Source organism: Microbulbifer sp. SE14 (assembly GCF_059834885.1).
The window spans coordinates 1-16,429 of the sequence record NZ_JCBAJA010000041.1 but is presented as its reverse complement, the minus strand read 5'-3'; the positions used below and the strand labels follow the sequence as shown (position 1 = coordinate 16,429).

Below are 16,429 nucleotides of genomic sequence, written 5' to 3'. Positions count from 1 at the left end.
GCGGCCGGCCGACAGTCCGCAGGCCGCTGTTGCCGGTCAGCGCATTTGGGCCGTCCGGCCTTTGCGCCCGGCGGCCGATTACGGGAAAATACGCCTCCTTTTTCAGCGGCTGTGTCTGTGCGCGCCGCATTTTCGCCGCCGTGGCCTATCTTCAGGAACAGCCCGGCCCCAATTCGCTTTCAGAGAGTTGATTCTATGCCTTCCCGCAACCCGTCCCGCACCGAGCTGGCCAACGCCGTTCGCGCCCTGTCCATGGATGCCGTCCAGAAAGCCAACAGCGGCCACCCGGGGGCGCCCATGGGCATGGCGGATATCGCCGAAGTTCTGTGGAACGACTACCTGAAGCACAACCCGGCCAACCCGCACTGGGCCGACCGCGACCGCTTCGTGCTGTCCAATGGCCACGGCTCCATGCTGCTCTACTCCCTGCTGCACCTGTCCGGCTACGACCTGCCGATGGACGAGCTGAAGAACTTCCGCCAGCTGCACTCCAAGACCCCGGGCCACCCGGAATACGGCTACGCCCCGGGCGTGGAGACCACCACCGGGCCCCTGGGCCAGGGCATCACCAACGCCGTGGGCATGGCGCTGGCGGAGAAGGTGCTGGCGGCCCAGTTCAACCGCCCCGGCTACGAGCTGGTGGACCATCACACCTACGTCTTCCTGGGTGACGGCTGCCTGATGGAGGGCATTTCCCACGAGGCCTGCTCCCTGGCCGGCACCCTGGGCCTGGGCAAGCTGATCGCCTTCTACGACGACAACGGCATCTCCATCGACGGGGAGGTGCAGGGTTGGTTCACCGACGACACGCCCAAGCGCTTCGAATCCTATGGCTGGCACGTGATCCCGGGCGTGGACGGCCACGACTCCGCGGCCATCAAGGCCGCCATCGAAGCCGCCCGCGCCGAGACCGGCAGGCCCACCATCATCTGCTGCAAGACGGTGATCGGCTTCGGCTCCCCCAACAAGCAGGGCCGCGAGGAGTGCCACGGTGCGCCCCTGGGCGACGACGAAATCGCCCTGGTGCGCGAGACCATCAACTGGAACCACGCCCCCTTCGAGATCCCGGAAGAAATCTATGAGGGCTGGAGCGCCCGCGGCAAGGGCGAGGCCCAGGAAGAGGAGTGGAAGGATATCTTCGCCGACTACCAGGAGGAGTTCCCGGAGCTGGCGGCGGAGTTCGAGCGCCGCATGAGCGGCGAACTGCCGGCGGACTTTTTGGTGAAGGCCGACGACTACATCCGCGAGTGCCAGGAAAAGGCCGAGAAGATCGCCTCGCGCAAGGCCAGCCAGAACGCACTGAACGCCTACGGCCCGCTGCTGCCGGAATTCCTCGGCGGCTCCGCCGACCTGGCCGGCTCCAACCTCACCATCTGGTCCGACTCCAGGGGCGTGACCGCCAATGACGCCTCCGGCAACTACGTCTACTACGGTGTGCGCGAGTTCGGCATGAGCGCCATCATGAACGGCATCGCCCTGCACGGCGGCTTCGTGCCCTACGGTGCGACCTTCCTGATGTTTATGGAATACGCCCGCAACGCGGTGCGCATGGCCGCGCTGATGAAGCAGCGGGTGATCTTCGTCTACACCCACGACTCCATCGGCCTCGGCGAGGACGGCCCCACCCACCAGCCGGTGGAACAGCTCACCGCCCTGCGCGCCACGCCCAACCTGCACACCTGGCGCCCCTGTGACGCCACCGAATCCGCGGTCAGCTGGAAAATGGCCGTGGCCCGCAAGGACGGCCCCAGCGCACTTATCTTCAGCCGCCAGGGCCTGGCGCCGCAGAACCGCGACGACGCGCAACTGAAGGCGATCGAAAAGGGCGGCTATGTGCTGGCCGACTGCGACGGCGCGCCGGAAGCCATCATCATCGCCACCGGTTCCGAAGTGGATCTGGCGATGGCGGCCAAGGAGCAGCTTTCCGACAGGAAGATCCGCGTGGTCTCCATGCCCTGCGCCGAGACCTTTATGGAGCAGGACGCGTCCTACCGCGAGTCGGTGCTGCCGTCGAGCGTGCGCAACCGCGTCGCCGTGGAGGCAGGCCACGAAGATTACTGGCACAAGTTCGTCGGCCTCGACGGCGCCATCGTCGGCATGAACAGCTTCGGCGAATCCGCCCCCGGCGGCGAGCTGATGAAGTATTTCGGCTTTACCGCCGAGAATGTGGTTGCCTCAGTGGAAAAACTGTTGAAGTAATTCAGCGCGCTTATTCTGTAGGAGCGGCCCGGCGGGATGCTGCAACGCCCATCGCGGCCAACGGCCGCTCCTACGGGAAAACAACACCCCTGTGGGAGCGGGCCTGCCCGCGAATAGCCAGCCCTTATGACCATACGACTCGCCATCAACGGCTACGGCCGCATAGGCCGCTCGGTACTGCGCGCCCTCTACGAAGGAGGCCGCCGCGACAAACTGCAGATAGTCGCCATCAACGAACTGGCCGACTGCGCCACCATCGCCCATCTGACCAAGTACGACTCGGTACACGGCCGCTTTGTCGGCGAAGTGTCCATTGAAAATGACACCCTGATCGTCAATGGCGACCGTATCGCCGTGACCCACTGCGAACGTCTGGAAGGCCTGGACTGGTCAAGGGAGAAGGTCGATATAGTACTGGAGTGCACCGGCAGCTTTTCAGAGCGCGAGCGCGCCGAATTACACCTGAAGGCCGGTGCCAAGAAAGTACTCTTCTCCCAACCCGCGAAAAGCGACGTGGACGCGACCATCGTCTATGGCGTCAACGACGGCACCCTCACCGGCGAGGAAAAAATCGTCTCCGCCGCCTCCTGCACCACCAACTGCAGCGTGCCGGTGATCGCCGCTTTAGATAAAGCCTTTGGTATCGAGGCCGGTGTTATCACCACCATTCACTCGGCGATGAACGACCAGCCGGTGATTGATGCCTACCACCACACTGATCTCAGAAAAACCCGCTCCGCGGTGACCTCTATCATTCCGGTTGATACAGGCCTGGCTCGCGGCATAGAGCGCATCCTGCCCGAACTCGCGGGCAAGTTCGAAGCCCAGGCGATGCGCGTACCCACCGTCAATGTCTCCGCTATTGACCTCTCCGTGCAGCTGCACAAGCCCGTCACCCAAGCCGAGGTAAACTCGCTTCTCAAGTCCGCAGCGCAAAAACAATTCAAGGATGTGCTCGGCTACACCGAAGAACCCCTCGCCTCCTGTGATTTCAACCATGATTCCCGCTCCGGCATCGTCGATGCCAGTCAGACCCGCGTTGCCGGTGGCAAGCTGGTGAAGATATTGACCTGGTTTGATAACGAGTGGGGCTTCGCGAATCGGATGCTTGACGTTGCTCAAAGTCTGGCGGGCAAAGGGGAGAAGTGACTCATAGCTGTATCCAGACAAGGTTACTACTGAGTACCGAGCTGCCCCTCCTCGTCCAAAATTATCTCCTCAAAAAACATCTAATACAGTTTAGTCAGCGGTGTAATTGCATGTAATGGCATCAGGCTTCACGTCCTCACAAACAGTCGTTAGTCTTTGCCGCTTCATAAGTGGGGGCTGTTTGGGGCTAAAAAGTGATCAGTTGCGAAAAAACAAAACTCTCAAAGAGTTCAAAGGGAATAAAGTCAGGAAATATAGTAAGAAAGCCTGTACTTATTTTTCTAACCCTGGCCTCCGTTCTTTTTGCCTCTGTAAACACTTTTGCGGCAGTGTATGGATATGCCTACGGTAGCGGCTCGATTCACGTGGATTGGTCCGGCTCCTATGGCGGAGTAACTTTGGCCGAATATAAGAATGGCGTATATCAAAGAACTATAAGTGTTGCTGGTGTAACAAGCGATTACACGGTGACCGGAAGAACAGACGCTATCTGGAAGTATGTTGTTTCCGGAACAACAGTCGGCGGCGGCGGAAGTAGCGGTGGAGGTGGATGCGTGCCCAATTGCCCCGTTGCATTCCTCGACAAATTAAATAGAAACCCACTATTTTTTCTCGTTTCCTCTGCTCATGCTGCCACATACATAGGCACTGTCGAAGTTGAAATGTTGCGAAACCCGGGCGTACCGGGAGCCATTAGTCTGGCTTCTACGGATACTGATGGTTCCTATTCAATCAGCTGGGGTGCCGCAACCGGGCCGCTGGATCGCTATGAGTTGCAGGAGCGGAAAGATGGCGGTAGCTGGGCACGTATTCACAACAGTAGTTCGAGAAGCAAAAGCGTCAGCGGGAAGACCACAGGCGTCTATGAATATCGAGTCAGGGCGTGTAATGATAGTGCCTATTCATCCAAGGTGACCTGCTACAACTATACATCCACTAAATCGATTACTGTTATCCGCACTCCAGGCTCAATCAATGTTCCTGCGAACAGTACGAATGGGAGTGTAGCAATATCCTGGAGCGGGGTTACCGGTGCAGCGAGCTACAAACTGCAAGAGCAGAAAAACAGCGGCAGCTGGGCCGACGTCTATAACGGCACCGGAACCAGCAAAACGGTTACCGGTCGTGGTACAGGGTCCTATAAGTATCGCGTGGCGGCGGTCGAAAACGGAAAAGTAGGTAGCTACAGAACTTCATCCAGTGTCATTATTTCCCGGGCTCCCGGCATTCCTGCCGGGCTAACCGTGCCTGCTTCCTCAGGCAATGGCGTGTATTCAGTTAGCTGGAATTCTGTAGCGACTGATGGCACTGCAAGCTACAACCTGAAGCAGAGCGGCGCTGCTACGGGTAGCTGGAACTTGGCCTCTACCAGCAAATCATTCACCAAGACCAGCGACGGCAGCTACAGCTATCAGGTACAAGGATGTAGTACTTATAGCGGTGTCACTTCCTGTGGTGGTTGGACGGGTGTCAAAACGGTAAGTGTATCTCTTCCCGAGCTGTATATTCAGTCGGTCGTCGAGGGAGAAGTGAGATTGCGCTGGAAGGACTGGGATATGGACCGGGTCATTCTCAAGCGCGGCAATATCGAGATCTACGATTCAGGTTGGGGCTACTCGGGCGCGGTACAAAGCCATATTGATACCGTTTCATCCAGTGGCACCTACACCTATACACTGGTAGGAAAAACCTGTATTCCAGAAGGCGCAGGTGGTACCTGTTTGCCCGGTAACCAAGAGACTCGTGGTCCTGTTAACGCAAGTGTCATCTTCAAGCCTGGTAAAGCCACATTGACTGCAGATTCAGCGGAATCTTATGACGGTGTGATTTCCTTTGAATCGAATGGTAGTGGACCTATAGATTCGGTAATCTGGCAGAAACGCACGATAGGAGGTGTCTGGCCTTCAGGCAGCAATTATCAAACCGAATCGGCTAGCACCTATTCAGTTTCCGGTCTGAATGACGGCGACTGGGAGTTCCGCAGCAAGAATTGTAACTCGAAAGGGTGCGGCGACAGCTGGAGCGATGCAGTATTAGTCAATGTATGGAATCAGCCGATCCCTTCTTCTCCTTCAATTGATCAGTTGCCAGATGACGACGATGGTAGTTTCACGCTGGACTGGACGGATCTGCGGCCTGAGTTTGTTTACGAATATCATGTCTACGAGAATGGCGTAAAGATCAAGACGCTATCAAGCGATCCTAAAAGTCCGAATACTCCACACTCTTACAAGCCTTCTGAGGCAAGAAAAGATGGCATTTACAACTACAAAGTAGAAGCCTGTAATCTTAGGGATTGCTCCCCTGTAGGTGGAGTGATGACATTGACAGTTGCGCATAGACCGGGTGCACCAGCTGGTGCCAGTCTGTCGAGCCGTTTTTCAAAAGATGGAGAGATGACGGTTACATGGAATAGCGGCAGTGGCAAGATTGTTCGCTATGAGTTGGTTCATGGTGTTGCGCCGGATGCCAATAGCAGTGTCACCTGGGATGACGCTAATCCAATTTTTCACAATGACTTTGAACTGCTAAGTAAGGCATTTGCGCTTTCGGAAGGATTCTTTGCCTATAAAGTCCGGGCGTGTAACCAGGTTTCAAATTACTCAACGTGTTCTGCCTTTTCTGAGACTGAAATTGCTCAAGTAAAGTTTCTGGAAGCGGCCGTACCCACGAATGTGCTACCACATCAGGAGACCGCTCCGCTGAATACGTCACTTGAAGTTACGGCGTCGGATAAAATCGGGACGGTAGGTGGAGAATTTCGTGTAACAGAATCGGGTTCAGCAAGTTACAGTATCCCTGTCTTGGTTGGGCCTTCGTCTGGCGGTTCTGTGCCCTCTATTTCAATCTCCTACAGCAGTGAAAGCGGAAATGGTCCTTTAGGAATCGGGTGGGGCATTAGTGGCCTTTCCAGCATCACCGCCTGCAGAAAAACGTTTGAAGAAGATGGGGAAAATGGTGGTGGTTTTGAGCGTTTCTGCCTGGATGGGCAGCGTCTTAAGCTGACCCCGACAGGTGCTGCCTATGGAAGTATCGGGTCGGAGTACAGGACGGCCCTGGATTCCTTTTCCCGTATCCGGCTGGTTGGTTCGTCCGTAGGGTCTAATATAGGCTTTGAAGTCTATGGTAAAGACGGCTCTATTTCCTACTACGGTTTCAATGAAGATTCGCATGAAGAAAAGGTTTGGTACAAGGATAGGCAGGTTGATAGCACAGGAAACTATATTGAATACGAGTATTTAAAAGATAACAGTAATGGCGAACATTTGATCAAGAATATTCGTTATTCAGGCAACGGATATGATTCGCCGAAAAATGCCATTACCTTCAATTACGACGACGACCGCAATGACAAGGTATATGGCTACTGGTTTGGCGACAAGAAGTCAATGACGAGACGTTTGACCTCCATCATATCCAGTGCAAATGGAGTGGAATTGCGGCGCTATGACTTTGCCTATGATGTAAGCACTACAGGCAGACTGCTTCTGGATGGCGTTAGTGAATGTGTTGCTGACAATTGTCTACCGACGACCGATTTTGAATACTCGGAAGCGCCCAGTAACGGTTTTACCAGAACGTTTGGTGCAGTCAGCTCTTTCCCGAGTAAGTTTGCCGGTGCAAAAATGGGAGATGTTAACGGCGACGGAAAGACCGATCTCGTGTGGCTGGAACTGGATAATAGTGAAGGCACAGATATCTACTATTTCCGAATGGCTGTCGCAAATGACCAGAATGGATTTGACTTAAGGCCTCAAAGAATCAGAGCCCGCACCAATCACCGAAAAGAGTGGTATCTGATTGATTACGACGGCGATGGCGACGATGACCTGCTGCATGTGCCTACAGGTGGCGATACAGGATACTGGAAGTTAAATCGATCTTTTGGTCACGCATTTGATACAGAGGAGCTGAATACTTCTATAACCTACGAGAAAGACCAGAGAGGTAACATGTATGACTTTAATGGAGACGGGTTGCCTGATTTTGCACAGTTTTTAGATGGTTCCTGGAAGTACGGGGAGGGTGGTCCGCTTAAGATAAAAGTAACTCCGATGCGAAGGAAAGTCGGCGGTGAACCCGGGATAGAATTTTCCTCAACAGTACTGGAGAAAAATGTATCAATTCCTGAAGTCTCCTCTCCTATCGGAGATCCAATGCCGCTGTACGAGAAGACTACAAATGTCAATCTGCGGAGTCATGACGCGGTAACTGACATTAATGGTGATGGCGTTGCGGATATGACCGCGATTGCCACAACGACATGGAAATGTATAGAGCCTGGCAGTGGTTGTTCCGTAGAGGAAAAAATTAAGAGACATTTCGTTGTGTTGCTATCCAGTGAGTACGGATATTCAACATCCTATTCGGTGGATTTGCCGGGTGCTGATGGGAGTGCGGTGGAGCAGCATTTGGTTGATATCAATGGCGATGGACTTGCCGATCTCATATATCGCTTGAGTGACACTAGTCAGTGGCGCCTGTATCACTTTAACGGAAATGTCTTTTTACAGGCAGGATTCCTGCCGTCCGAAATAGACGGGAAGTTACAGCTCTATGATTGGGACCAGAACGGATTGACGGATATCCTGTATTCTGGTGGTACAGAAGTTGCCGATAATTACAAACACTTACATGTGCTTCCCAATAGTGCTTCCGGATTTGGTCAAGCATTTGATACCGGTCTGATTTATGCGGAAAGCGATGATCACAGCCATTACATGATGGATTTGAATGGTGATGGCCGTGTCGAGCTTCTGGAGAACTGTGCTGATTTTGATCAGACAAATGACCACTGTGACAATTACTTTTTCGACAACAAAGCATATCTGCGCATTTTTCAGACGGAGAGCTTCAGTGCTCCGGTAGACAGACTAAAAACGATAACCAATGGTTTTGGGGTAAAAACGCGAATAGAATACGGCAGGATGAATCGGTACGCGGATCGCGTTTACACGCGCAAAACCGGTTCTCTATCCTTGAATTACGGTAATGGATCGCCTGTCTTCGATTTGTATGCGCCTACCTACCTGGTCAGGAAGGTAATTTCTGATGCCCCCGCTGCAAATGATGATGGCAATACTGTTGAGGCGTATTACCACTACTCCAGCGCCAGAGTTCAGGGCGGGGGGCGAGGCTTCCTTGGCTTTGAAAAAGTCACCTCCTACGATCCACAAAATCAGATAAAGACGACAACTACCTATCGTCAGGACTATCCATTTACCGGTATGCCGGTAGAGACGGCCAAGGTTATAGAGCCGGATTTGGCCAAAATATCTACTCCCGCGGCGTGCAGTGGAACGGGACTGACACTGATCAGCTGTTCCAAGAACGAACTGGATTTCATTGAGCCTCTGCCGGGAATTACCAAATTACCGTATATTAGTAAGGCTATCGATCAGTCATATGACATCCATGGTAATTATCTGGGCAAGATAGAAACACAGACTGTTTACAATGCTGGAGAAAGCACGAGATATGGCAACGTATGGAAGTTAATTGTTGAAACTTTTGATGCATCTGATGTTAAGTTGCAAAGTAAGATAACCACTAATACATATCAAAATACAGTTGACGGAAACCGCTGGCATCTGGCACGTTTGAGCAACAGCGAGGTTGTCACAGAGCGATTCGGCAGTGTGGTCGCAGCGCCTGTTACTAGAAGTGCGGGCTTTGCGTACGACCCTGTAACCGGCCTGCTGACCGACGAATGGGTACAAAAGAGTGACGTCGGTCTGGCACTGCATACCCACTATGAACACGACCGTTTCGGGAACCGCACGGAAACCACTGTTACGGATGTTGATGGAAACAGCCGTACCAGCAGGACATTCTATGACGGCTACGGCCGCTACCCGGTGTCCGAGGTCAATGCGCTCGGTCAGACGATTGAGCAGAGAAGGAGCATAAATGCTTTCGGCCAACCGGAGCTGATACTGGATGTTAGTGGGGTAGCGACCACCTTTGCCTACTCCCAGTTCGGTGAGCAGTATTTCGAGCATTCGGAAACAGGGGGCCACAGTACTTCACTGAAGGCGCTTTGTTCCGATACCGGTGACTGTCCTACGGTGGCCGGTGTTCCCGCACACTTTAAAGTGACCACATCAGGTATCGAAGCCACAGAAACGGTGGTGTACTACGATCGCATGGGGCGCGAAGTGCGCAAACAGAGCCAGGATTTCGAGGGGAATCCGGTCTACGTCGATACCCAGTACGATGAGCAGTCCAGGGTGCACAAGGTCTCCGAGCCCTATGCGGCGGGCCAGACGCCCCGCTGGACTGAGTACCAGTACGACCTTCTCAGCCGCACCACCTTCGTGAATGCACCTGACGGCCAGTGCGATATCAGCACCCAGTACACGGGGCTTAAAGAAACAACTACCACTTGTGGCCAGAACAAATCCACAACCAGGAATGCGCTCGGTGAAGTACAGGAGGTTACTGATAATATCGGCGGAAAGCTCAAGTACGAGTACTATGCGGATGGCAAGCTGAAGCATGTAAGAGTATTCAGCAGTGCAGGAGTGGAGACCTCAGCAACCACCGTTGAGTATGACAAGCTCGGGCGGAAAGAAAAACTGATAGACCCGGACAAGGGAACCTGGAGTTATGGCTATACCGGGTTCGGCGAACTGAAATGGCAAGCGGATGGCAAGGGGCAGGGCACGGTGATGAGCTATGATGCCCTGGGCAGAATGGTCAGCCGTGCGGACTATACCAATTTCGATTCCTTGAGCCAGAGCGGTTCTCTGAAGGGTTTCAGCCGCTGGTATTACGAGCGAGACCCCAACTGCGCGGAAGTCAATTACTCTGAGGGCAAGCTCGTGGCGGTTGCTCAGGCGCCGGTAGCCATCGCGGCCGGTTGCAACCCGAATGTGGAGGATGTCACCTATCTGAAGTTGCTCAAGTACGATGTCTACGGACGCCTCGGGGAGACCTCAACCTCGTTGGGCCTTCTGGAAGGGGATGGTGACTTCTTTGAGCTGGTCACCTATGACCAATACAGTCGCGTCCACCAGAGCTTCGATGCCAGTAACCAGCGGGCTTACGACAATGTTGAGCCGGGCGAAATCGGCAATTACCAATACGGCGTGGAAACCCTGTACAACGCCTACGGCTACAAAACCGGTGTCAAGGATATACAGAGCGCAACGCCTTACTACACCGTAAAGCGCATGAACCCCCGTGGTCAGGTTGAAGAAGTTACATTGGGTAACGGCCTTACCACGACCTACGTGTACCATCCCCAGCACCACCGCCTGACGGATATTCTCACCGATATCACACCCGGAATCGGCCAGGTGCAGAATCTCCACTACGACTGGTACGAGATCGGCAACCTGATGTCGAAGACGGATCGGAGCGGCGACGGCAGCTATACCAAGGATCTGCAGGAAACCTATGAGTACGATGGTCTCAACCGGCTGCGCTATGCCCGTCTCTACCAGAGCGGCAGCCAGGCGGATGTGCAGGAGGTACGTTACGACGATGGCGGCAATATAGAATACAAGACCGGCGTCGGCACCTATGGCTACGGCAATGGCGCCGGGCCGCACGCGGTCACCAGTACCGATGGCATAACCTATCAGTACGACGCGAACGGCAACATGACCGGTGATTCCGGCGGCCGCAGCCTGCAGTACTCGGTTTTCGATAAGCCGGTACTGGTCGAGAAGGGTGGCCACAGTACCCGTTTTCTCTATGGCCCGGATCGCAATCGTTACAAGCGCGTGGACGACAACGGCAGCGGTACCGTCACCACGCTGCAGATCGGCAGTGTGGAAAAGGTTGTCGAGCGCGGCAGCTCCGGAGGCTTCATCAGGGGTTTCTACCGGCGCTCAATTGCCGGCGTTGCCATCGAACGCATGGAATTGGATGCCAGTGATACCGTTGGCACCAGCAGTATCGAGTACCTGCACAAGGATCTGCAGGGGTCGCTGGATGTTATTACCAACAGCGTCGGCCAGGTTGCCGAAGACGATGGTGGCAACAAGCTGGTCTACAGTTTCGACGCCTGGGGCAAACGCAGGTTCCCGCTGAGCTGGGAGCGGCTCGACACCCCGGAAAGTATCGTCGCCACCCTAAAGGTAGGCACCTTCTACCACCTCACCAGCAACCGTGGCTACACCGGCCACGAAATGCTCGACGAGATGGGCCTGATTCATATGAACGGCCGGATCTACGACCCGACCCTGGCCCGCTTCGTCTCGGCAGACCCGACCATCGATGGCATTACCTCGGCGCAGGGGTTCAATCGCTATGCCTATGTACACAACAACCCACTGACCTATACCGACCCCAGTGGCTACAGCCGCTGGATGAAGTACCGAGACCGCTGGATCAAACCTCTCGCGGCCATTGCTATCACTATCTATACTGGCGGAGCTGCAGCGGGTAGCTGGAATTTCTTCGGCGTAGCGGTAAACAGCGCTTCTGCAGGATTTGGCGTTGTTGCCCTGGGCGGGGCTGCATCCGGGGCTATCCAAACGGGCACCGTCAAGGGCGCATTTACCGGCGCGTTCACGGCCATGACATTCCATGGTATAGGTATGGCCTTCGATGGGGCTGCCTGGGCGAAGGCCGGGCAGAACTCGAATGGAGTGCTGGGCAGCGGACTGAACGCGAAGGGCTTCGCCGCCAAGGTCTTCACCCATGCCGTGGCTGGCGGCCTGATGTCCGATATGCACGGCGGGAAGTTCGCACATGGGTTTGCCAGTGCTGGTATTACGCAGGCGTTTTCCGGCGCTATAGATGGTCTCGATCCTGATCCTGGGTTTAGTATTGTTCGGGTGATTGCGGCGGCGATCGTTGGTGGAACGGCTTCGGCGGCCTCTGGTGGTAAGTTTGCAAATGGGGCTGTTACCGGTGCGTTTTCGAGGGCTTTTAATGACGAGTTGTCTCGTAGTCATAGAAAAGCCAATAGCTTTGATGAGGCTGTGGATAAGGCAATAGCCAGGGGTAGAGCGATTAGAGCAAGGCTTCAACAGGCGAAAAAATATAATTTGCCAGAGGGTGATATTGCATCCGAGTCAATAGGTGCGCCAATTTTCCAGGATGGAGATAATTTCTATTATCCATACGCACTAGAGTACCATGGGGATCTTCAGGGGTGGAATTGGGCGAATGGTCATGGTCTATTGCAACAATCTCCTGGTGGTGGTTACGTTGATGTCCAAGACGCTAAAGCAATGGTCATAAACGTTTTCAAAAATATACGGATTCCTCGAATTTCTCAATATTCTGAAAACTTCGGAGGTACTAGTTTTTGGGGGAGAAACTTATACTTTGAGGGGCCAATTTATGTCGATTTTATGGCTACAGAAAATGTGTTTAAATATGAAGTCAATGGTAATGGAGTAGTTTCATGTTCCGTACATTCTGGATCTGCCTTGTCCTGTTAATGACAAATGCAGGATATGGGTGTGGCTATAAAGTGTCGAAAAGTGATGTTGTTTCTGTAGATGTTTTGACATCCAGATCGTCTGATTATCTTGGCAAGAAAGTACATGTGAGAGGGTATTTGGCAGAGTCAAGCGCTGGAATTCGACTGTTCCCAACAGCTGAGTATGCCAACTTGTCTGGTCGGTATTTGCCGTCTAGTACATTGCATGTTTACGATGGTCGTCGCTTGATAAAGAAGGACTGTTTAAATAAGTATGTTGTAGTCTATGGTGATATTGGCGTTTTCAGTGGCTTTTTGACCATTAAGGATTTATTAGATGCCGAAATCTTCGGGGAAGAGCAGAAATCTTGTATTATTGATCAGTGAGGAGCTTCTTGGCAGAAAATCGTCCTTGGGAACTGTCTATAAATAGCAAGATGCTTTTATGGGATTGGGGAGTTAATAAGCTTGTCCATATTCTGTTGTGTTTGATGTTGGCATATACTTTTTTTGCAATTGTTCCTAATTTCACAGCGGAATTAGGCCAGTACTATGTAAGCAGAGGTAGAGCCATGTTTTTCTTGGCGGGAATATATTTTTTTATATCTGTTTTGAGCTTTGGTGCTAGAAAGCTAACCATTATTAATGATCGATTTTTCTTGATAATTGATTTGACATTACTAGCTTTTCTGCTTGTGGGTTCTGTGCTATTGGCTGGCAACTACGGGTTTCTTGCAGCTATATAAGTTAAGTGGCGAATGAAGAGTGGAAAAGACAAGACTGCGAAAAGTAGGCCTTAAAATTTACACAAGTAATAAATGGGGGCCACCCCTTAGCTATTTCCCATTATGTGGGCATAGAAGTCTATAGGCTTCCGCCCATCACCTGCTTGAACAGCTGGGTCTACGACCCGACTCTGGCCCGATTTGTCTCGGCAGACCCGACCATCGATGGCGTCACCTCGGTAAATCGATAGGGCAAATCGATGGGGTCGGAGTCGTTTGATTTCCTATGGTCCGGACCGCAATCGTTACAAGCGCGTGGACGACAACGGCAGCGGTACCGTCACCACGCTGCAGATCGGCAGTGTGGAAAAGGTTGTCGAGCGCGGCAGCTCCGGAGGCTTCATCAGGGGTTTCTACCGGCGCTCAATTGCCGGCGTTGCCATCGAACGCATGGAATTGGATGCCAGTGATACCGTTGGCACCAGCAGTATCGAGTACCTGCACAAGGATCTGCAGGGGTCGCTGGATGTTATTACCAACAGCGTCGGCCAGGTTGCCGAAGACGATGGTGGCAACAAGCTGGTCTACAGTTTCGACGCCTGGGGCAAACGCAGGTTCCCGCTGAGCTGGGAGCGGCTCGACACCCCGGAAAGTATCGTCGCCACCCTAAAGGTAGGCACCTTCTACCACCTCACCAGCAACCGTGGCTACACCGGCCACGAAATGCTCGACGAGATGGGCCTGATTCATATGAACGGCCGGATCTACGACCCGACCCTGGCCCGCTTCGTCTCGGCAGACCCGACCATCGATGGCATTACCTCGGCGCAGGGGTTCAATCGCTATGCCTATGTACACAACAACCCACTGACCTATACCGACCCCAGTGGCTACAGCCGCTGGATGAAGTACCGAGACCGCTGGATCAAACCTCTCGCGGCCATTGCTATCACTATCTATACTGGCGGAGCTGCAGCGGGTAGCTGGAATTTCTTCGGCGTAGCGGTAAACAGCGCTTCTGCAGGATTTGGCGTTGTTGCCCTGGGCGGGGCTGCATCCGGGGCTATCCAAACGGGCACCGTCAAGGGCGCATTTACCGGCGCGTTCACGGCCATGACATTCCATGGTATAGGTATGGCCTTCGATGGGGCTGCCTGGGCGAAGGCCGGGCAGAACTCGAATGGAGTGCTGGGCAGCGGACTGAACGCGAAGGGCTTCGCCGCCAAGGTCTTCACCCATGCCGTGGCTGGCGGCCTGATGTCCGATATGCACGGCGGGAAGTTCGCACATGGGTTTGCCAGTGCTGGTATTACGCAGGCGTTTTCCGGCGCTATAGATGGTCTCGATCCTGATCCTGGGTTTAGTATTGTTCGGGTGATTGCGGCGGCGATCGTTGGTGGAACGGCTTCGGCGGCCTCTGGTGGTAAGTTTGCAAATGGGGCTGTTACCGGTGCGTTTTCGAGGGCTTTTAATGACGAGTTGGTCAGCCGGTATAAAACATACGGTGACGTGCCAAATGATTGGCGTAAAGTCGGAGCCGCTCTTAATATCGATGAAGGTGTGTTTTATGTGCTGGTTCATGGAAATGAGAATACGATAGATTTACCGGTAAACTCTGTAAGATATCCTTTCGGTGCAACAGGCGATGCGGCTGCTGAGTGGATCGCTCCGGACCTGCCCGATGGGACGCACACCATATACTTGATTAGCTGTAACACAGGAAAGTTAGCAAATGGTTTCGCTCAAAAATTTGCGGACGGATTATTAAAGTATGGTGTTAAGTCAGTATATGCACCAGATAACTTTATTTCTCCAGCTTATGAAGATTTCTATAGGGGAACCGTGCAATATATTAAGCCTGGAACTGTAGAGTGGTGGATCGGGCCGGCGGATCATTCCGGGTCAAAAGTTAAAGAGAATGTCGGGAAGTTCAATGAATTCAGGGGGCGCCAATGATCGTAAAACTTTTTTGTAGTTTTTTTGTATTATTAACTTTTATGTTGAATTCTGCATTTGGGAAAAGTAACCTTGCGTTGTTCAAAGAATCTGTAAAAAGGAATGATTTGAAAAGCGCGGAAATATATCTAAATTTGGCGTTAGAGTCAGAGTCGGAAAATGGTGAGGCAAAGCTTCATTATTATTTCTTTTGGAAAGCCTACCTTGTAGGAGATAAAGAAAAGGCAATTAGAGGGTTGGAATCTCTAATGACTAGTGATAACTGTTCCTTTATTAAATTGTCCGGATATTACTTGGCTAAGGAGTCGAGCGAAAACTTTTCCAAGCCTAGCCTAACGGCGAATGAAATCGAGTTTCTATATGCTTCTGCCGACGCGGGAAGTAGAGAAGCAATGGATAAGCTTTTTCAGCACTTTGAAGATGAAAAAGATGCAAAGAGTGCTTGGTTTTGGAATGAGATTTATGCTACGAAGGTGTTACCTGGCACAATTGGTGATTCTATAGTGAAAGAGCGACGCTCTCGATTAGAGTCAGCTATTGATGATGAAGAAAAACGAAAAATTTCAAAAAAAATTGCTGAAAGAAAGGTATGTGATAGTGGGAAGTGATTTTTAATAACTTGAGTCGTTAAATGGTTATAGAAAAACTCAAGTTTATTTCATTTTGCTTTGATAAAGATGAGGGATAGAAAAGTATTGTCTAGGATTTGGTGAGGGTGTAAAGAATTCTGTGTAACTGCCCCAAAAGCTGGCTTTCGTTGGTCTAGCACTTCCCCGGACGCCTCACTCCAAGCAAATGATACTCTCAATGGACTAGAAAAGTATTTATTTTGGTAGAGCTAGTGTTGAGGCTCTATCTGTAGCCGCCTAATTGCCGGCGTTGCCATAGAGCTGGATGCCAGTGATACTGAGGGTGTTCAAAACTCTGTGTCAGCCAAATAGCCTCACAGGCTGATGTATTTCTCCAGGCGGTCCGGGAAGTGGATCGTCAGCTGTGATAGCGTCAGGTTCCAGTTCTG

Annotated in this window: 7 protein-coding genes; all 7 read left to right on the top strand. The window is 52.6% G+C overall.

Features of this window, described 5'->3' with window-relative positions:
* Positions 1–195 precede the first annotated feature (195 nt).
* The 7 genes from tkt to AC6R19_RS20905 all read left to right on the top strand — a co-directional run bounded on the left by tkt (position 196) and on the right by AC6R19_RS20905 (position 16,019).
* Entirely contained in the window at positions 196–2,199 is a 2,004-nt protein-coding gene (gene tkt / locus AC6R19_RS20935) for a transketolase (protein WP_500581823.1), read from the top strand.
* 126 nt (positions 2,200–2,325) lie between these two features.
* Complete coding sequence (gene gap / locus AC6R19_RS20930) at positions 2,326–3,348, top strand: type I glyceraldehyde-3-phosphate dehydrogenase (protein WP_500581822.1); 1,023 nt, start codon at positions 2,326–2,328, stop codon at positions 3,346–3,348.
* Between the two features lie 398 nt (positions 3,349–3,746).
* A complete protein-coding gene (locus AC6R19_RS20925; protein WP_500581821.1) occupies positions 3,747–12,749 on the top strand; it encodes an RHS repeat-associated core domain-containing protein in 9,003 nt (3,000 codons plus the stop codon).
* Positions 12,713–13,117, top strand: a complete 405-nt coding sequence (locus AC6R19_RS20920; RefSeq protein WP_500581820.1) for a hypothetical protein — start codon at positions 12,713–12,715, stop codon at positions 13,115–13,117. Before AC6R19_RS20925 ends, AC6R19_RS20920 begins: the two co-directional genes overlap by 37 nt.
* A gap of 8 nt (positions 13,118–13,125) precedes the next feature.
* Positions 13,126–13,476 carry a hypothetical protein gene (locus tag AC6R19_RS20915; protein WP_500581819.1) on the top strand — a complete coding sequence of 117 codons (351 nt, stop codon included), beginning with the start codon at positions 13,126–13,128 and terminating at the stop codon, positions 13,474–13,476.
* A 255-nt stretch (positions 13,477–13,731) separates the two neighbouring features.
* Positions 13,732–15,411, top strand: a complete 1,680-nt coding sequence (locus AC6R19_RS20910) for an RHS repeat-associated core domain-containing protein (protein WP_500581818.1) — start codon at positions 13,732–13,734, stop codon at positions 15,409–15,411.
* On the top strand, positions 15,408–16,019 hold the full coding sequence (locus AC6R19_RS20905) for a hypothetical protein (protein ID WP_500581817.1): 612 nt from the start codon (positions 15,408–15,410) through the stop codon (positions 16,017–16,019). The genes AC6R19_RS20910 and AC6R19_RS20905 overlap by 4 nt, the downstream gene beginning before the upstream one ends.
* The last annotated feature ends 410 nt before the right edge of the window (positions 16,020–16,429 follow it).